Annotated in this window: 14 protein-coding genes; 10 read left to right on the plus strand and 4 right to left on the minus strand. The window is 73.7% G+C overall.

Annotated features, from left to right (window positions below):
• The first annotated feature begins 104 nt into the window (after positions 1-104).
• Positions 105-1,832 (plus strand): DUF885 domain-containing protein, encoded by a 1,728-nt coding sequence (locus VFW79_RS03265; protein ID WP_329675880.1) that lies wholly within the window; start codon positions 105-107, stop codon positions 1,830-1,832.
• Between the two features lie 64 nt (positions 1,833-1,896).
• On the opposite strand, the gene VFW79_RS03270 is transcribed toward VFW79_RS03265, so the two are convergent.
• The gene (locus VFW79_RS03270) at positions 1,897-2,553 is read right to left on the minus strand and encodes a vitamin K epoxide reductase family protein (protein ID WP_329675881.1); all 657 of its coding nucleotides are present in this window, start codon (positions 2,551-2,553) and stop codon (positions 1,897-1,899) included.
• A 146-nt stretch (positions 2,554-2,699) separates the two neighbouring features.
• Between VFW79_RS03270 and VFW79_RS03275 the strand changes: the two genes are divergently transcribed.
• The 7 genes from VFW79_RS03275 to VFW79_RS03305 all read left to right on the plus strand — a co-directional run bounded on the left by VFW79_RS03275 (position 2,700) and on the right by VFW79_RS03305 (position 11,668).
• Positions 2,700-3,371: a Maf family protein gene (locus VFW79_RS03275; RefSeq protein WP_329675882.1), complete on the plus strand. Its 672-nt coding sequence runs from the start codon at positions 2,700-2,702 to the stop codon at positions 3,369-3,371.
• Positions 3,372-3,559: 188 nt separating this feature from the next.
• Entirely contained in the window at positions 3,560-5,374 is a 1,815-nt protein-coding gene (locus VFW79_RS03280; protein ID WP_329675883.1) for an acetyl/propionyl/methylcrotonyl-CoA carboxylase subunit alpha, read from the plus strand.
• A 2-nt stretch (positions 5,375-5,376) separates the two neighbouring features.
• Positions 5,377-5,889 (plus strand): NUDIX hydrolase, encoded by a 513-nt coding sequence (locus VFW79_RS03285; RefSeq protein WP_329675884.1) that lies wholly within the window; start codon positions 5,377-5,379, stop codon positions 5,887-5,889.
• A gap of 153 nt (positions 5,890-6,042) precedes the next feature.
• Entirely contained in the window at positions 6,043-6,894 is an 852-nt protein-coding gene (gene efeU, locus VFW79_RS03290; protein WP_329675885.1) for an iron uptake transporter permease EfeU, read from the plus strand.
• Positions 6,895-6,948: 54 nt separating this feature from the next.
• Positions 6,949-8,148, plus strand: coding sequence for an iron uptake system protein EfeO (gene efeO, locus VFW79_RS03295; protein WP_329675886.1), 1,200 nt, complete (start codon positions 6,949-6,951; stop codon positions 8,146-8,148).
• Positions 8,145-9,572 (plus strand): iron uptake transporter deferrochelatase/peroxidase subunit, encoded by a 1,428-nt coding sequence (gene efeB, locus VFW79_RS03300; protein WP_414647847.1) that lies wholly within the window; start codon positions 8,145-8,147, stop codon positions 9,570-9,572. The genes efeO and efeB overlap by 4 nt, the downstream gene beginning before the upstream one ends.
• Positions 9,573-9,625: 53 nt before the next feature.
• The gene (locus VFW79_RS03305; protein WP_329675913.1) at positions 9,626-11,668 is read left to right on the plus strand and encodes an endonuclease/exonuclease/phosphatase family protein; all 2,043 of its coding nucleotides are present in this window, start codon (positions 9,626-9,628) and stop codon (positions 11,666-11,668) included.
• Between the two features lie 43 nt (positions 11,669-11,711).
• On the opposite strand, the gene VFW79_RS03310 is transcribed toward VFW79_RS03305, so the two are convergent.
• A complete protein-coding gene (locus VFW79_RS03310; protein ID WP_329675887.1) occupies positions 11,712-13,169 on the minus strand; it encodes an NAD(P)H-quinone dehydrogenase in 1,458 nt (485 codons plus the stop codon).
• Positions 13,170-13,260: 91 nt separating this feature from the next.
• Here VFW79_RS03310 and VFW79_RS03315 point away from each other — a divergent pair, with 91 nt between their 5' ends.
• Both VFW79_RS03315 and VFW79_RS03320 read left to right on the plus strand, forming a co-directional pair.
• A complete protein-coding gene (locus tag VFW79_RS03315) occupies positions 13,261-14,103 on the plus strand; it encodes a purine-nucleoside phosphorylase (RefSeq protein ID WP_329675888.1) in 843 nt (280 codons plus the stop codon).
• A 107-nt stretch (positions 14,104-14,210) separates the two neighbouring features.
• Positions 14,211-16,082 (plus strand): phospho-sugar mutase, encoded by a 1,872-nt coding sequence (locus VFW79_RS03320; RefSeq protein ID WP_329675889.1) that lies wholly within the window; start codon positions 14,211-14,213, stop codon positions 16,080-16,082.
• 80 nt (positions 16,083-16,162) lie between these two features.
• On the opposite strand, the gene deoC is transcribed toward VFW79_RS03320, so the two are convergent.
• Positions 16,163-16,846, minus strand: a complete 684-nt coding sequence (gene deoC / locus VFW79_RS03325) for a deoxyribose-phosphate aldolase (RefSeq protein ID WP_329675890.1) — start codon at positions 16,844-16,846, stop codon at positions 16,163-16,165.
• Positions 16,843-17,952 (minus strand): adenosine deaminase, encoded by a 1,110-nt coding sequence (locus VFW79_RS03330; RefSeq protein ID WP_414647851.1) that lies wholly within the window; start codon positions 17,950-17,952, stop codon positions 16,843-16,845. The genes deoC and VFW79_RS03330 overlap by 4 nt, the downstream gene beginning before the upstream one ends.
• Positions 17,953-17,967 lie beyond the last annotated feature (15 nt).

The raw sequence follows: 17,967 nt of genomic DNA on the forward strand, positions 1-17,967 counted from the left end.
GGCCGTCGGGCTGCTCCTGGCCCAGGGCGCGACGAGGATCGGGATCGCGCCGATCACGTCTCAGGCGGAGGGGGCGCCGCGCACCCTCACGCTAGGGTCAAGCAATGACCACGATCTCCGCCGGACCGGGTGCCACCCGGCACCGCGACGCCTCCCCCATCGACGCGATCGCCGATGCCTTCGTCGCCACCTCGGCTGCCCTCGACCCGCTTGCGGCGACCGCGATGGGGATCGCGGGCCATGACCACGAGATGACCGATCTGTCCCCGGCGGGTCACGCGGCCCGCACCGAGTCGGCCCGGCGCACGCTCGTCGCTCTCGACGGGCACGCGCCGAGCGACGCGACCGACGAGGTCACGCTCGCCGCGATGCAGGAACGCCTCGGCCTCGAGCTCGAGCTCGATGCTGCCGGCGAGACGCTCGCCATCGTCAACAACATCGCCTCGCCCGTCCAGGGCCTGCGCGACGTGTTCGACCTCATGCCGACCGGGTCGATCGAGAGCTGGGAGAACATCGCCGCGCGCCTCAACGCGCTCCCGGGCGCCGTGGACGGGTACGTCGAGTCGCTGCGCGAGTCCGCGTCACGTGGCCGCGTCGCCGCAATCCGCCAGGTCAAGGACGCGATCGCCCAGGCGGGCGAGCTCGCCGACCCCACGAGGTCGTTCTTCACGTCGTTCGTGCACGGTCCCGCGGCGGACCTCGTGCTCGACGACTCGTCCTCGTGCTCGCTCGTGCGCGCCGAGCTCGAGCGTGGCGCGACTGCGGCGCGAGCCGCCTACACGACGCTCACGGCGTTCCTGCGCGACGAGCTGGCCCCGCTGGCTCCCGAGGCCGACGCCGCGGGCCGTGACCGCTACGCGCTGTGGTCCCGGCACTTCCTCGGTGCGACCGTCGACCTCGAGGAGACCTACCAGTGGGGGCTCGACGAGCTCGCGCGCGTGGTCGACGAGCAGGAGCGGGTCGCTGCGCAGATCGCCGGGCCGGGGGCGACGGTCGCCCAGGCCGTCGCGGTGCTCGACGCCGACCCGGCGCTCACGTTGCACGGCACCGCCGAGCTGCGGGCGTGGATGCAGGAGACGTCGGACGCGGCGATCTCCGCCCTCAACGGCACGCACTTCGACATCCCCGTCCCCGTGCAGACCCTCGAGTGCCTCATCGCGCCGACGCACAACGGTGGCATCTACTACACCGGTCCGAGCGACGACTTCAGCCGGCCCGGCCGCATGTGGTGGTCGGTGCCGCCGTCGGTCACGACGTTCAACACCTGGCGAGAGAAGACGACCGTCTACCACGAGGGCGTCCCGGGCCACCACCTGCAGGTCGGCGAGGCCGTCTTCCAGCGCGACACCCTCAACACGTGGCGTCGACTCGCGAGCTGGACGTCGGGGCACGGTGAGGGCTGGGCTCTCTACGCCGAGCGGCTCATGGCCGACCTCGGGTTCCTCGACAACCCCGGCGACCGGCTCGGGATGCTCGACGGGCAGCGCATGCGCGCCGCTCGCGTCGTCCTCGACATCGGCGTGCACCTCGGCCTGCGGGCGCCCGAGCGATGGGGTGGCGGGATCTGGGATGCGGACAAGGCGTGGGAGTTCCTGCGCGCCAACGTCAACATGCCCGAGGCGTTCGTGCGCTTCGAGCTGCACCGGTATCTCGGCTGGCCCGGGCAGGCGCCCTCGTACAAGATCGGCCAGCGGCTCTGGGAGAAGGCGCGCGACGACGCAGCTGCCGCAACCCGCGCCCGCGGCGGCGCGTTCGACCTGCGGGAATTCCATGCCCGGGCGCTCAACCTGGGTTCGCTCCCGCTCGACGTCCTGCGCACGGCACTCGTCTGACCGGCCCGACGACCTGACCGGCCCGACGCGACCGAACGACGGACAGACAGACCGACCGCGAGGATCAGCCGAAGACGGCCGCGCCGTACTTCAGCAGGATCAGCGCGACGAGCACGATGAGCACCGCGGCGACGACGAACAGGTCGTTGTCGGCATCGACGAACTCGCGGACGGACCGCTCGATCCGCTTCGGCATCCACAGGTTGCCCTCGCGGATGTTGAAGTGCGTGAGCGTCGAGAACACGAGGGTCGTCGAGAGCGTCACGAGCAGGCACCAGGGGCACAGCGCGTGGATGACCATCATCGACTGCTGGAAGAGCCAGTACGCGAACAGCACGCCGATCGTGTAGACGACCTGCGCCGACATCATGAACCAGCGCGGGAACCGTGCGCCGCCGAGGCTCGCGACGGCGATCGTGATCACGACCGGCTCGGCGATCAGCCCGAGGAACGCGTTGGGGAAGCCGAGCAGGCTCGCCTGCCACGACAGCCCGACGGTGCCGCAGCTGATGACCGAGTTGATGTTGCACGCCAGCGTCGCGGCGGGGTCCCTGGCCAGGGCGATCGCGTCGACCGAGAGCACGAACGACGCCGTCAGGCTGATGAGCGCCGAGAACAGCATCGTGCCGAAGATCCAGCGCCGGGACTGACGGAGCTCGTGGAACCGGCTTCTCGACTCCGGCAGTGCCTCCGGGTCGCTCACGTCGCTCACGTCGATCATCGCTGTTCGGTCCTCAGGTCGGGTGCTGGTGCCGGCTCGGGGTCGGCCGGGGCGGCGGCGCGGACGCACGTGCCACCGAATCATCGCCCAGAACCGGGCCGCGGGTCGAGGGCCCAACGTCCCCGGCGTCGGTAGGCTCGCTCGCCGTGACCCGAATCGTCCTCGCCTCCGCCTCGCCCGCCCGCCTCGCGACGCTCCAGTCCGCCGGCATCGACGCGATCGTCGCGGTCTCGCGCGTCGACGAGGACACGGTGCTCGCGGCTGCGCGTGAGCGGTTCGGCGCGATCGAGCCGGTCGACGCGGTCCTCCTGCTGGCGCAGGCCAAGGTCGAGGACGTCGCGCACTCGCTCGACGACGTCGCACCTGAGCTCGCCGACGCCGACGACCTGATCTTCCTCGGGTGCGACTCGATGCTCGAGATCCATGGCGAGATCGTCGGCAAGCCCGCGGGCGTGGCCGAGGCGACCGCGCGGTGGCGCGCGATGCGTGGGCGCAGCGGCGTGCTCCACACCGGGCACTGGATCATCGACGACCGGCTGCCGGTGAGCGATGGCGGCCAGGGAACGGCGGGGACGCTCGGCGCGACCTCGTCCACCGTCGTGCACTTCGCCGACCTGTCGGACGCCGAGATCGACGCGTATGTCGCGACGGGCGAGCCGCTCGCGGTCGCGGGCGCGTTCACAATCGACGGCCTCGGTGGCGCGTTCGTCACGGCGATCGAGGGAGACCACCACGGCGTCGTCGGCGTGAGCCTGCCGCTGCTGCGCGAGCTGCTCGGCGAGGTCGGCGTCCTGGTTCCGGACCTCTGGCGACGCTGACGACGGCGGGCCCGCTCCGCACCGGTTGTCACCTCCGCACAAACCGAGCGCGCCGGGACGAACAGTGGCGGCTCGTCATCGTCGGATACCTCCAAAGGCGACCGGTCCACGCGTGGGCGGTCCACCAATCTTCGCGGCGCGACCGCGGTGCGGGTGAGATGTCCGGGCTGCCCGCGTTACGGTGAGCCGTGCCCGCCATCTCCAAGGTCCTCATCGCGAACCGCGGCGAGATCGCCGTCCGCATCGCTCGTGCCTGCCGCGACGCCCAGATCGGCTCCGTCGCGGTCTACGCGGACACCGATCGCGAGGCGCTCCACGTGCGCGTGGCCGACGAGGCGTTCGCGCTCTCCGGTGCGCGCGCGCAGGAGACGTACCTCGACATCGCCAAGCTGCTCGACGTCGCGCGCCGCTCGGGGGCCGACGCCGTGCACCCGGGCTACGGCTTCCTCGCGGAGAACGCGGACTTCGCGCGGGCGGTCCTCGGGGCGGGCCTGGTGTGGATCGGACCGCCCCCGGCGGCGATCGAGGCGCTCGGCGACAAGGTCAGCGCCCGGCACATCGCCGCGCGCGCGGGCGCACCGCTCGTGGCGGGCACGCCCGACCCCGTGACGGGCACCGCCGAGATCCATGCGTTCGCGGCCGAGCACGGCCTCCCGGTCGCGATCAAGGCGGCGTTCGGTGGCGGCGGGCGCGGCCTGAAGGTCGCGCGCACGTTCGACGAGATCGACGAGCAGTTCGAGTCGGCAGTCCGGGAGGCCACCGCGGCGTTCGGTCGCGGCGAGTGCTTCGTCGAGCGGTTCCTGGACCGGCCCCGCCACGTCGAGACGCAGTGCCTCGCGGACGCCCACGGCACCGTCGTCGTGGTCTCGACGCGCGACTGCTCGCTCCAGCGCCGGCACCAGAAGCTGGTCGAGGAGGCGCCCGCGCCGTTCCTCACCGACGCGCAGAACGCCGAGCTCGTGGCCTCGTCCGTCGCGATCCTGCGGGAGGCCGGGTACGTCGGGGCGGGCACGTGCGAGTTCCTCGTCGGCGCGGACGGGACCATCTCCTTCCTCGAGGTCAACACGCGGCTGCAGGTCGAGCACCCCGTGACCGAGGAGGTCGGCGGGATCGACCTCGTGCGCGAGCAGCTGCGGATCGCGGCGGGCGAGCCCCTCGGATACGACCACGTCACCACCCGGGGGCACTCGTTCGAGTTCCGCATCAACGGCGAGGACCCCGCCGCGGGTTTCCTGCCCGCGCCGGGACGCATCACCCGCCTGCGGTTCCCCTCCGGTCCCGGCGTGCGCGTCGACTCGGGCGTCGTCGAGGGCGACACCGTCTCGGGGCTGTTCGACTCGATGATCGCGAAGGTGATCGTCACGGGCGCGACGCGCGCGCAGGCGGTCGAGCGGGCCCGGCGCGCGCTCACCGAGCTCGAGGTCGAGGGGATCCCGACGGTCGTGCCGTTCCACCGTGCGGTGCTCGAGGAGCCCGACTTCGTGCCGACCGACCCCGCCGAGCCGTTCCGCGTGCACACCCTGTGGATCGAGACGGAGTTCGGGGACCGGCTCGCGTCGCTCGTCGCACCGACGTACGAGCCCGGCGCGGGCTCGGCCGGGTCGGGGGACCTCGCGGACGAGGACGAGGACGAGCCGATCGCGCTCGAGCGGGTCATCGTCGAGGTCGGCGGCAAGCGGCTCGAGGTCGTCCTGCCGGCAGCACTCGGCTTCGGTCGCGGACGCCCGGGCGTCCAGGCTCGTCGCCCCGTACGCCGCACCCCTGTGCGCTCGGTCGCGAGCACCAACGGTGCGACGCTCTCGTCGCCCATGCAAGGCACGATCGTCAAGGTTGCGGTCGCCGACGGCGCGGAGGTGGTCGAGGGCGACCTCATCGTCGTCCTCGAGGCCATGAAGATGGAGCAGCCGCTGCTCGCCCACCGTGCGGGTCGCGTCACGGGGCTCGTCGCCGCGGTGGGCTCGAGCGTGGGCGCCGGGACCGCGATCTGCGACATCGTCGTCTGAGCATGGCGCCGGCGCCGCAGGAGGCCCCACGGCACCCGTCACCTGGCGACGGGTGGATCGAGTGCGCGTGCGGCCGCCGCCACTGGGGTCTGCACGGAGCGGCGGGCCTCCTCCTGGCGCGACGCTCGCCCGAGGGGCTCGGGTGGGACGTCGTCCTGCAGCACCGGGCCCTGTGGAGCGACCAGGGTGGGACGTGGGGCATCCCGGGCGGAGCGAGGGCACCGGGCGAGTCCGCGGTCGACGCCGCGCTGCGGGAGGCCAGTGAGGAGGCGGGCATCGAGCCGGCCTCGGTTCTTGTGCTCGGCACCCAGGTGCTCGACCACGGCACCTGGAGCTATACGACCGTCCGCGCCGAGGCAGTCGGGCACCTCGACCCTCGCCCGACCGATGCCGAGAGCCTCGAGATCGCCTGGGTGGCGACCCACGCCGTCGCCGACCGCCCGCTGCTGACCGCGTTCGCGGCCGCGTGGCCCGGGCTGCGCGCTCAGGTGGAGGGCTCAGCCCCCGTCGCGTGAGCCACCGAGGGTTGTGACGACCCTCACAACGAAGGAACCGATGGCGGTCTCGCTCGGCAACGTGGCCATGCCGTACAGTTCGAAGTGAGGTAAGGCACTCCTCACTTAGCCGACCCTCACTCGTCAGTCCCGAGACCCCTGCGGAAAGCTGCCATGCTCGCCAACTTTCTCATCGGCCTGCGCGAAGGCCTTGAGGCCGCTCTCGTCGTCGGCATCCTCGTCGCCTACGTCGTCAAGACCGGCCGGCGCGACCTCCTGCCCGCGGTGTGGGCCGGCGTCGGCGTCGCCGTCGTCGTCTCCCTCGCCTTCGGGGCAGCCCTCACGTTCGGGCCGCAGGGCCTGTCGTTCGAGGCGCAGGAGGCCATCGGCGGGACGCTGTCGATCGCGGCGGTCGGTCTCGTCACCTGGATGATCTTCTGGATGGCGCGCACCGCACGCTTCCTCAAGTCCACCCTGCAGCACGGCCTCGACGCCGCGATCGCCGCCGGAAGGCGCGCTGTCGTCGTGATGGCCCTGTTCGCCGTCGGGCGCGAGGGTCTCGAGACCGCGCTCTTCCTGTGGGCCGGCGCCAAGGCGACCGGCACGTCGACGTCGCCCCTGCTCGGCGCGGCCCTCGGGCTCGCCGCGGCGATCGCCCTCGGCTGGCTCGTGTACCGGGGCGCGGTGCGCCTGAACCTGCGGGTCTTCTTCGCGTGGACCGGGCTGTTCCTCGTCGTCGTCGCCGCCGGCGTGCTCTCCTACGGGGTGCACGACCTGCAGGAGGCCGGGATCCTGCCCGGCCTGCACGCGCTCGCGTTCGACGTCTCGACGGCGATCCCCCCGACGAGCTGGTACGGCACGCTCCTCAAGGGCGTCTTCAACTTCTCCCCCGCGACGACGTGGATCCAGCTCGCGGCGTGGGTCGCCTACCTCGCGCCGACCGCGTACGTCTTCATCCGCACGACGTGGGGCACGCCGACCCGCGCGCCCCTCCCCGCCCCGGTGCCGGCCGGCGTCCCCGCCTGACCTGCCTGTTCCACTTCCCCCGCACCGCCAGCTCCGCCGTCCCGGAGGACACCCATGCCCCGCTCCGCCCTGTCCGCCATCGCCTGCGCCGCCCTCGTCCTGCCGTTCGCGGCGGGCTGCGTCGCGAACGAGCCCGCGGATGCGTCCGTGGTCGGGGCGGGCGCGGTGAAGGTCGACTCGTCGGCGACCGCGTGCACGCTCTCGGCCGCCACGGCCCCGTCCGGCACCCTGACGTTCTCGGTGACGAACTCGGGCACCGACGTGACCGAGTTCTACGTGCTCGCCGCGGACGGGCTGCGGGTCGTCGCGGAGGTCGAGAACCTCGGGCCCGGCCTCACCCGGGACCTCGTCGTGCAGGCCCGGCCCGGTACCTACGTGACCCAGTGCAAGCCCGGCATGGTCGGCGAGGGCATCAGGTCCGACTTCACCGTGACGGACTCCGGGACGGCCGTCGGGCCGACGGGCGACACGGCCACCCAGCTCGCCCAGGCCGAGGAGTCCTACGTCTCCTACGTCAAGGACCAGGTGGGCGCCCTGATCGCCGGCACCCAGGAGTTCGCCGCCGCCTACGTCGCCGGCGACGACACGAAGGCACGGGGGCTCTACGCCGCGACCCGCCTGCACTGGGAGCGCATCGAGCCCGTCGCCGAGTCGTTCGGCGACCTCGACCCGCTGCTCGACCTGCGTGAGGCCGACCTCGAGGCGGGCCAGCAGTGGACCGGCTGGCACCTCATCGAGAAGGACCTCTGGGCCCCGGCCGTCGACGCGAACGGTGGCGTGGCCTACACCCCGCTCACGCAGGCGCAGCGCGAGGCAGCCGCGGCCGGTCTCGTCGCCAACACCCAGGCCGTCGTCGACGCCGTCAACGCGCCCGGCTTCACCTTCGAGGCGTTCCAGATCGCCAACGGCGCGAAGGCGCTGCTCGACGAGGTCGCCACGGGCAAGATCACGGGCGAGGAGGAGATCTGGTCGCACACCGACCTGTGGGACGTCCAGGCGAACCTCGACGGCGCACGGGTCGCGTTCGAGGTGCTGCGCGACGTCGCCACGGCCGCCGACCCGGAGCTCGCGCGGACCCTCGACGCTCGCTTCGCCGACCTCACCGCGCTCGTCTCGGCGCAGGGGTCGGCCGAGACCGGGTTCACGTCCTACGACGCGCTCAGCACCGACCAGGTGAAGCAGATCGCCGCGGCGGTCGACGCCGTGAGCGAGCCGCTCTCGCGCCTCACCGCCACCGTCACGAGCGCATCGTGACCGGGCAGCCACCCCTCGAGGAGCGGACCGCGGCAGCTGCCGTGCCCCCTCCCGCCGAGGGGCACGGCGTGTCGCGGCGCGCCCTGCTCGGGTTCGCGGGCGGCGGGCTCGCGGCGATCGGGGTGGCCGCGGCCGGAGGGTTCGTGGCGGGCCGCGAGGGCGCCGGGCAGGCCACTGCGGCGCAGCAGGCCGGCTCCGGGACGACCTACCCGTTCACGGGCGAGCACCAGGCCGGCATCGTCACCCCGGCCCAGGACCGCATGCACATCGCGGCGTTCGACCTCACGACCACCTCGCGCGACGAGGTCGTCGCCCTGCTGCGCACCTGGACCGCCATGGCGGCACGACTCACGCAGGGCCGCCCGGCGGGCACGTTCGGTCCGGCGTCGGGCCCGTACGACGCGCCGCCCGACGACACCGGTGAGGCGGCCGACCTGCCGCCCGCCGGCCTGACGATCACGTTCGGGTTCGGGCGATCGCTGTTCGTCGGGACCCCCGCACCCGACGGAGCACCCGGCGTCGACCGGTTCGGCCTCGCGGACCGGCTGCCCGGCGCGCTCGTCGAGCTGCCGCACTTCCCGAAGGACGCCCTCGACCCGGCACGCAGCGACGGGGACCTCGTCGTGCAGGCGTGCGCCGACGACCCTCAGGTCGCCGTGCACGCGATCCGCAACCTCTCCCGCGCCGCGTTCGGGACCGCCGCGATCCGGTGGACCCAGCTCGGCTACGGCCGCACGTCCTCGACGTCGACGACGCAGGCCACGCCCCGCAACCTGTTCGGCTTCAAGGACGGCACCGCCAACCTCAAGGCCGAGGAGCCGACCGCGGTCGACGAGCACGTCTGGGTACCCGCCGACGCCGCGACCGCCGACGCGAGCGACCCCGGCACCGACTCCACCTGGATGACCGGCGGCTCGTACCTTGTCGCGCGCCGCATCCGGATGGTCATCGAGACCTGGGACCGCACGTCGCTGCGCGAGCAGGAGACGCTCGTCGGCCGCACGAAGGGTGAGGGCGCCCCGCTGTCCGGCGGAACCGAGCTCACCGAGCCCGACCTCGCGGCGACGGGCCGCGGCGACGTCCCGCTCATCGCCGCCACCTCGCACGTCAGGCTCGCGCACCCGAGCACCAACAACGGCGTGCGGATGCTCCGACGCGGCTACAACTTCACCGACGGCAACGACTCGCTCGGCCGCCTCGACGCGGGCCTGTTCTTCATCGCCTACGTCCGCGACCCACGCACGCACTACATCCCGATGCAGACCGTTCTCTCGCGCGACGACGCCCTCATGGAGTACCTCCTGCACACCGGCTCGGGACTGTTCGCCGTGCCGCCCGGCCTGCCCGCGGAGCTGCTCGGGGCCGACGGGACGCCCGCGACCGGTCCCGACGCGCCGTTCGTCGGCCAGGCGCTGTTCGCCTGACGGTCACGCTGCCGCGCTCCCGGCCGCGCGGTACGGTGACCGCCGTGACCTCCATGCCTGACGGCTCCACCCGGCCGCCGGCCCGCGAGCGCACCCCGCTGTCCGCACGGACCCGGGCGCTCTCCCGTGCCGCAGCGCGCACCCGGGCGGCCCGGACCGACCCCACGACACCCCCCGATGCCGGCACGGCGACCCGCGTCAGCCTCGTCGCCGTCCTCACCGTGCTGACCCTCGAGCTCGCGCGAGCCGGCGGCCCCCTGCTGGAGGGAGTGCCCGGTGCGGGCCCCGCCGGTGCCACGACTCTCGGTGCCTGCGTGCTGGCGGGGGCGGCGGCGGCCGTGCTGCTCCTCGCGACCGGTCGACGCTTCACCGGGTCCCCCGACGGCCGCACGGTGCTCGCGGGGACCGCTGCGGTGGCGGTCGCCCGGCTCGTCGTGCAGGGTCTCGGCGGTGACGCGCGCGTCGTCGTCGGGCTCGTGGCGGTCGCGCTCGCGGTGTGCGTCCTGACGCTCGCGGTCTCGTTCGTCGCGGGCCGGCCCACCGGTGGTCGGCAGGCCGCGCTCGGCCTCGTGCTCGGTTCCGGGCTCGCGACCGGGCTGCAGCTGAGCCTCGGCACGTGGGACGCGCTCTGGCGGCACGGACCCGTGGGCTGGGTCGTCGGCGGCGTGCTGCCGGTCGGTGCCGTGGCCCTCGCGCGCGTCGTGCGGACAGGCGGCTCGACCGGTCGCCCCCGGCGGCTGTGGATGCTCGGCCCCTACCTGGTGCTTGCGACCACGGTCCTTGCCAACCCGGCGCTCGTCGCCGCCCAGACGGGCGAGCCGCTGCGTGACGTCGGGCTCGTGATCGTGCTCGCGCACGTGGTTGCTGTCTGGCTGGTGCTCAGCCCGCACCTGCTGACCGGAACCGTCCGCATCGCGGCGGCCCTCGCCGTCCCCGCGGCAGCCCTCGGCGCCCTCGCCGTGACCGGCAGCAGGGAGCTCATCCCTGTCGTCGTGCTGCAGCTCGCCGTCGGGGTGGCCCTCGCCACCGGGCTGACCACGCACCGCGTCGCGCCGCTCGGCGTCCCGGGCACGGCCCTCGCGGTCGGAGTCGTCGGCCTCGGCTTCGCAGCGCCGCTGCTCGTCGGCCTCGCTGACATCGACGGCCCGCTCGGGCTGCACGGTCGGGCCCTCCCGCTCGTGGCGGGCCTCGCGCTCACCGTCGCCGGGCTGCGTCGGCGGGTCCCCGCGGCGCCGGTCACCACGTCGACGGAGCTGCCCGCGACGGCAGTCGAGCCCGCGCAGCCGTTCCGGTCGAACGCGATCCGCATGCTCGTCACGCCGGCCGTCGTGCTCGCCGTCGTGGGCTGGTGGCCCAACGCACCGACCGCGCCCGGTCCCGCGCGCGCCCGCGGCGACTCGCTCGTCGTCGTCGACTGGAACCTGCACCACGGCGTCGCGCCGGCAGCGGACCTCGACCCCGAGCTCGTCGCGCGCACGATCGAGGCACAGGACCCGGACGTCGTCACGCTGCAGGAGGTCTCCCGCGGGTGGGTGCTCGGCGGCGGCCTCGACGTCGCGACCTGGCTGTCCCACCGGTTGGAGATGCAGGTCGTCGTCGCCCCGGGCGCCGACCACCAGCTCGGCACCGCGATCCTCGCGCGGTCGGCCCTCAACCACGCGGTCGTCACGGCGCTGCCGGACGTCGCCGGGTCGCCGCAGCGCTCGGCGCTCTCGGCGACGGTCACGCTCGCGGGCGGGACCGCCGTCCGCGTGAGCTCGGTGCAGCTGCAGGACCCGGCCGACGACGCCGCGCCTCGCCTCGACGTGCTGCACGCCCTCCTCGCGGCGCTGCCCGCTTCCGCACCGGCGGTCCTGGCGGGCGACGTGGTCGCCGAGCCCGGCTCACCCGAGGCCGGCGTGCTCGACGCAGCGGGCTGGACGGGCGCAGCCGACCTCGCCGGCAACCGGGCACCGACCTACCCGAGCGACCACCCGACCCTTCGGATCGACGAGGTGCTCTGCCAGGGGATGCAGACGACGCACACCGAGGTGCTGACGGCCCCGCGCTCGTCCGACCACCTGCCGGTCGTCATGACGCTGCAGCCGGTCGGCTGAGCCGACGCCGACGGACGGACCCCCCTGCGGCCCGAGCCGCGGCTCAGTCGTCCTGGCGCTGGTGCAGCATCCGCGCCACCTCGGCGATCGACCCTGAGACCGACGGGTAGACGGTGAACGAGCTCGCGACCTCGTCGGCGGTGAGCCGGTGCGAGACCGCGAGCGTGATCGGGAAGATGAGCTCGCTCGCGTTCGGCGCGACGACGACGCCGCCGAGCACCTGCCCGGCCGGGTGTGCGAACAGCTTGACGAACCCGTGGCGCATCCCGAGCATCTTGGCGCGCGGGTTCTGGGCCAGGGCCAGGGTGCTCGTGACGTAGCGCGACCCGGCGGCCGTGAGCTGCGCCTCGCTGTAGCCGACGGTGGCGATCTCGGGCTCGGTGAAGATGTTCGCGGCGACGGTCCGCAGCGACAGGGGCATGACCGAGTCGCCCAGCGCGTGGGACATCGCGATGCGCCCCTGCATCGCGGCCACCGACGCCAACGGCAGCACGCCCGTGCAGTCCCCCGCCGCGTAGACCCCGCGCACCGACGTCCGGGAGACCTTGTCGACCTCGACGTGGCCCGACGTGCTGAGGCGCACGCCCGCCTCGACCAGGCCGATGCCCGACGTGCTGGGCACCGAGCCGACCGCCATGAGGACGTGGGAGCCCTCGACGGTGCGCCCGTCGGTCAGCGTCACGACGACCCCGTCGGCCGTGCGCGTCGCCGACTGCGCCCGCGAGCGTGCCATCAGCGTCATGCCCTGGCCGCGGAACACCTCTTCGATGACGTCGGCGGCGTCGGCGTCCTCCCCCGGCAGGACCCGGTCCCGGCTCGAGACGAGGACGACCTCGGAGCCGAGCGCGAGGTACGCCCCGGCGAACTCCGCGCCCGTGACGCCGGACCCGACGACGATGAGCCGCTCGGGCAGGCTCGTCAGCTCGTACAGCTGGGTCCACGTGAGGATCCGCTCGCCGTCGGGCTCGCCGCCCGGCAGCACGCGCGGGACGGCGCCGGTCGAGACGAGCACGACGTCGGCGTCGAACGCGTGCTCGCGCCCGTCCGGCTGAGTCGCCACGACCCGCCGCGGTCCCTCGAGACGGCCCGAGCCGATCACCATCCGGATGCCCTCGCGCTCGAGCCGCGCGTGCACGTCCGCCGACTGCGCGGCCGCGAGCGCCTTGACCCGCACGTTGACCTCACCGAGGTCGACCCGATGCTGCTCCGACTCCCTGATCGCCCGGGTCCGGTCGATGCGCGGATGCGCCGGTACGGGCGCGTCGAGGTGGATGCCGAGGTCGGGGGCACGGTCGGCGATCGTCATCCACTCGGCGGTCGCGATGAGCGTCTTGGAGGGCACCACGTCGGTGAGGACGGCCGACCCGCCCAGGCCGAGCCGCTCGACCACGGTGACGTCCGCACCGAGGCGGCGCGCAACGAGCGCCGACTCGTACCCGCCGGGTCCGCCCCCCAGGATGACGACGCGGCTCGACTGGAGGTCCTGATCGCGTGTGCCCACGTGGCCATTCTGCCCGGCGCGGGCCGACCCGGCCGTTCTGTGCCGGCACGACGCGCGCGGCAGAGCGTTCAGGGCCGATAACGTGACCGCCATGGCTGACCTCGACGACCCGATGACCGATCCCTTCGACGTGGCGCGACTCGCGGCGCAGTACCTCGCGGAGGTGACGGGCGTCGCGCAGCACGATGTCGCGCTCGTGCTCGGCTCGGGCTGGGGCGGGGCCGCCGACCTGCTGGGCGAGACCGTCGCCGAGGTCCCGAGCCACGATGTGCCCGGGTTCATGGCGCCCGCCGTCGTCGGCCACGTCGGGACGATCCGCTCGATCCGCCTCGCGGCCCCCGACGCCGCCCCGGACGCGCCCGCGCGCCACGCGCTGGTCCTGGGGTCGCGGACCCACCTGTACGAGGGCAAGGGCGTGCGGCCGGTCGTGCACGGCGTCCGCACAGCGGCAGCCGCGGGAGCCCGCACGGTCGTCCTGACGAACGGGTGCGGCGGCCTGAATGCCGCCTGGGGCCCGGGCACTCCCGTGCTCATCCGCGACCACATCAACCTCACCGCGATGTCCCCGCTCGAGGGAGCGACGTTCGTCGACCTCACCGACCTGTACTCGACGCGCCTGCGGGACCTCGCGCGCACGGTCGACCCGAGCCTCGACGAGGGCGTGTACGTGCAGTTCCGCGGGCCCCACTACGAGACCCCGGCCGAGGTCCGGATGGCCGGCCGGCTGGGCGGCGACCTGGTGGGCATGTCGACGACGCTCGAGGCGATCGCCGCCCGGCACGCGGGGCTCGAGGTGCTGGGGCTCTCGCTCGTGACGAACCTGGCGGCCGGCATCACCGGCGAGCCGCTCTCCCACGGTGAGGTCATCGAGGCCGGACGCGAGGCCGGTCCGCGGATCAGCGCCCTGCTCGCCACGATCGTCCAGGCGCTCTGACACGACGGTGGCGCGGGGGCGCCCACCCGTCTCACCGGGCGCTCACCTTGCGTCGCCCGGTGCTGCCCGGTGCTGCCCGGACCGGCCGGGGTCGGTAGGTTGTGGGCATGTCGATCGTGCAGCCGGAACCGTGGGAACAGCTCGCCCAGCGCGTCGCCGCGTGGATCTCGGACGACCCGGACGCCCAGACCCGCGCCGAGCTGAGCGCGCTGCTCGCGACGGCGAGCCAGCCCTTGACCGACGTCGGTGCGCACCGCGACGGCTCGGCGCGCACCCCGCGCGAGGAGTCGCTGGTCCTGGACGTGACCGGAGCCCGTGCCGACCTCGCCGACCGGTTCTCGGGCCTGCTCCAGTTCGGCACCGCCGGGCTGCGCGGCGAGCTCGGCGGAGGACCGCACCGCATGAACCGCGCGGTGGTCATCCGGGCCGCGTCGGGGCTCGCGGACTACCTGCTCGGTGAGCTCGACGGGCTGACGCCGGCCCCGCGCGTGGTCGTCGGCTACGACGCCCGGCACCGCTCGGCCGACTTCGCGCGGGACACCGCAGCGGTGCTCACGGCCGTCGGCCTCGAGGTGCTCGTCCTGCCGTCGGCGCTGCCCACGCCGGTCCTCGCGTTCGCCGTCCGCCACCTCGACGCGGACGCGGGCGTGATGGTCACCGCGAGCCACAACCCGCCGCAGGACAACGGCTACAAGGTGTACCTCGGCGGCCGCGTCGTGACGGACTCCGGTCAGGGCTCGCAGATCGTCCCGCCCGCCGACGCGGCGATCGCCGCGGAGATCGCCCGAGTCCCGTCCGTCGCCGCGGTCCCCCGCGCGGAGACCGGCTGGACCGTGCTCGGTCCCGAGGTGCTCGACGCCTACGTCGCCTCCGTGACGGCCCTGGCCGACCCCTCGGACGGGGCGCGGGCCCGTGCGGGGCGTGTGCGCATCGTGCTCACACCCATGCACGGTGTGGGCGGCGTCACGGGCCAGCGCGTCCTGGCGACCGCCGGGTTCACCGACGTGCATGTCGTCCCCGAGCAGGCTGAACCCGACGGCAACTTCCCGTCGATCCCGTTCCCGAACCCCGAGGAGGCCGGCGCGATCGACCTCGCGACCGCACTCGCGGGCGATCTGGGCGCCGACGTCGTGATCGCCCTCGACCCCGACGCCGACCGGTGCGGTGTCGCGGTCCGCGACCCCCGCGCGCGCTCGTACCGCGGCCCCGACACGGCCGCCGCCGAGGGTTGGCGCATGCTGCACGGCGACGAGGTCGGCGCGCTGCTCGGTCGGCTCGCGGCGGACCGGGCGCTGCGGTCGCCCGACCCCGTCGCCGGGATGGCGCTGGCGAGCTCGATCGTCTCCTCGCGGCAGCTCGCGCAGATCGCCGCGTCGGCGGGCCTTCGCCACGTCCAGACCCTCACGGGGTTCAAGTGGATCTCTCGCGTCGAGGGGCTCGTGTACGGCTACGAGGAGGCCATCGGCTACTGCGTCGACCCCACGCACGTGCGCGACAAGGACGGCATCTCCGCGGCGCTGCTCGTCGCGGGCCTCGCGGCCGACCTCAAGGCCTCGGGGCGCACGCTCCTCGACGCGCTCGACGACCTGGCGCGGGCGCACAACCTGTACCTGAGCTCTCAGCTCGCCGGTCGCTTCGAGGACCCGGCCGGCATCGTCGCGGCGATGGGTCGGCTGCGGGCGGCTCCCCCCGCGAGCCTCGGCGGCTCGCGCGTGGTCGAGGTCGTCGACCTCGAGGCCGGCACCGAGGCGGAGCGCGACGGGCTGCCGCCGACGGAGGGCGTCCGGCTGCTCGCCGAGGACGGCACCCGGGTGATCGTGCGCCCGAGCGGCACGGAGCCGAAGGTCAAGAGCTACCTCGAGGTCATCGTCCCGGTCACGGCGGACGCGACGGATGCCGAGATCACCGCAGCCCGCACGACGGCGCACGCGCGCCTCGACGCCGTGCGCGCCGACATGGTGACTGCGCTGGGGCTCTGACGGGAACGGCAGTCGCGGTCACCCGGTGGACGGCGGTCAACGCCCGCCCACCGGGAACCGCACGCTCCACCCGCTGACGGTCAGCCGAGCCCGGGACGGGCGCCCGCGGCGAACCCGTCGAGGATGGCCGCCGTTCCCGACAGACCCAGCCGGGTCGCACCGGCCTGGACCATCGCGAGGGCGTCCACCGTCGTGCGGATACCGCCGGACGCCTTGATGCCGAGGCGGCCGCCGACCGTCGCGGAGATGATCTCGACGGCGCGAACCGTCGCGCCACCGGCCGGGTGGAAGCCCGTCGAGGTCTTGACGAAGTCCGCACCCGCAGCCTCGGCCGCGCGGCTCGTCTCGACGATCTCGTGGTCGCTCAGCGCCGCCGACTCGATGATGACCTTGAGCACCGTGGGCGCGGGAGCAGCCGCGCGGACCATGGCGATGTCCTCGCGGATCGACTCGAAGTCCCGCGCCTTGGCGGCTCCGATGTCGATGACCATGTCGACCTCGTCGGCGCCGTCCGCGACGGCGCGGGCAGCCTCGGCGGCCTTGATGGAGCTGCGGTGCTTGCCGGACGGAAACCCGACGACGGTCGCGACCTTGAGCCCCTGGGCGTCGATCGGCAGGAAGGACGGTGAGACGCAGACCGCGTACACGCCGAGTCGGACGCCCTCCGCGACGAGCGCACGGACGTCGTCCGCCGTGGCCTCGGGCTTGAGGAGGGTGTGGTCGACGAACTGGGCGAGTGCGGGCGAGTCGAGCGGGTTGCTCATGCGCGGTGCCTTCCGATGGTGTCCGTTGCGAATGCCGGGAGAATCACCCGGTCGATGAGGTCCTCGCGCTCGTCATGGTGGAGGAATGCGTGCTGCGCGGCCGTGACCGTGACGTCGCAGACGTCGGCGACGGACCAGCCGGCCTGTTCCGCGAGCAGCGTCAGCTCGCGCGTGAGCGACGTCCCCGACTGCAGGCGGTTGTCCGTGTTGATCGTCACCGCGAAGCCGAGGCGCTTGAGCAGCGTCGCGGGGTGCCGGGCGATCGACGGGGCCGCCCCGGTCTGGACGTTGGACGACGGGCACAGCTCGAGCGGGATCCGCCGGTCCCGGACCCAGTGGGCGAGCAGCCCGAACCGGCCCCTGGCCTGCACGCCCGGAGTGCCCGCGTCGAGCAGGTGGACGTCGTCCATGATCCGCACGCCGTGCCCGAGCCGCTGCGCCCCCGCGAGGTGCACCGCCTCGGCGATCGAGTCGAGACCCCCGGCCTCGCCGGCGTGGACCGTCGTCGGGAAGCTCGCGTCGCGGAGCATGCGGAAGGCCGAGGCGTGGCGAGACGGCGGGAACCCGGACTCGGCGCCGGCGATGTCGAACCCGACGACGCCGTTGTCCCGGTTGGCGATGGCGAGGGCCGCGAGCTCGTCGCCGCGGTCGGCGTGCCGCATCGCCGTGATGATCGTGGCGATGCGGATCTGATGCCCGCGCAGCTCGGCCTCGGCGACGCCCTCCTCGAACCCCTCCTGGACAGCATCGACGACCTGCTGGAGGGAGAGCCCGCGCTGCTGGTGCTGCTCGGGCGCGTACCGCTGCTCGGCATACACGACGCCGTCCTCGGCAAGGTCGATCGCCGCCTCGCGAGCGACCCGGTGCAGGTTCCCGACCGTCTGCATGACGGCGACGGTGTGGGAGAACGTGTCGAGGTACTGCTCGAGCGAGCCGGCGCTCGCGGCCGTGACGAACCAGTCGCCGAGAGCCGTCGGGTCGCTCGCGGGGAGCTCGTGACCGATCTCGGCTGCGAGCTCGAGGATCGTGGCCGGTCTCAGCCCGCCGTCGAGGTGGTCGTGCAGAAGCACCTTGGGAAAGCCGGCGAACTGTCCTGGCGCAGACATCATGGAGTCACCGTA

The organism is Cellulomonas sp., from assembly GCF_036279715.1.
GTDB lineage: Bacteria > Actinomycetota > Actinomycetes > Actinomycetales > Cellulomonadaceae > Cellulomonas_A.

Bases quoted from the DNA above. Each gene is read 5' to 3' on its own strand.
- efeO (WP_329675886.1), top strand. From the start codon at position 6,949: ATGCCCCGCTCCGCCCTGTCCGCCATCGCCTGCGCCGCCCTCGTCCTG.
- VFW79_RS03320 (WP_329675889.1), top strand. From the start codon at position 14,211: ATGTCGATCGTGCAGCCGGAACCGTGGGAACAGCTCGCCCAGCGCGTC.
- deoC (WP_329675890.1), bottom strand. From the start codon at position 16,846: ATGAGCAACCCGCTCGACTCGCCCGCACTCGCCCAGTTCGTCGACCAC.
- VFW79_RS03330 (WP_414647851.1), bottom strand. From the start codon at position 17,952: ATGTCTGCGCCAGGACAGTTCGCCGGCTTTCCCAAGGTGCTTCTGCAC.
- efeU (WP_329675885.1), top strand. From the start codon at position 6,043: ATGCTCGCCAACTTTCTCATCGGCCTGCGCGAAGGCCTTGAGGCCGCT.
- VFW79_RS03315 (WP_329675888.1), top strand. From the start codon at position 13,261: ATGGCTGACCTCGACGACCCGATGACCGATCCCTTCGACGTGGCGCGA.
- VFW79_RS03305 (WP_329675913.1), top strand. From the start codon at position 9,626: ATGCCTGACGGCTCCACCCGGCCGCCGGCCCGCGAGCGCACCCCGCTG.
- VFW79_RS03265 (WP_329675880.1), top strand. From the start codon at position 105: ATGACCACGATCTCCGCCGGACCGGGTGCCACCCGGCACCGCGACGCC.
- VFW79_RS03285 (WP_329675884.1), top strand. From the start codon at position 5,377: ATGGCGCCGGCGCCGCAGGAGGCCCCACGGCACCCGTCACCTGGCGAC.
- VFW79_RS03270 (WP_329675881.1), bottom strand. From the start codon at position 2,553: ATGATCGACGTGAGCGACGTGAGCGACCCGGAGGCACTGCCGGAGTCG.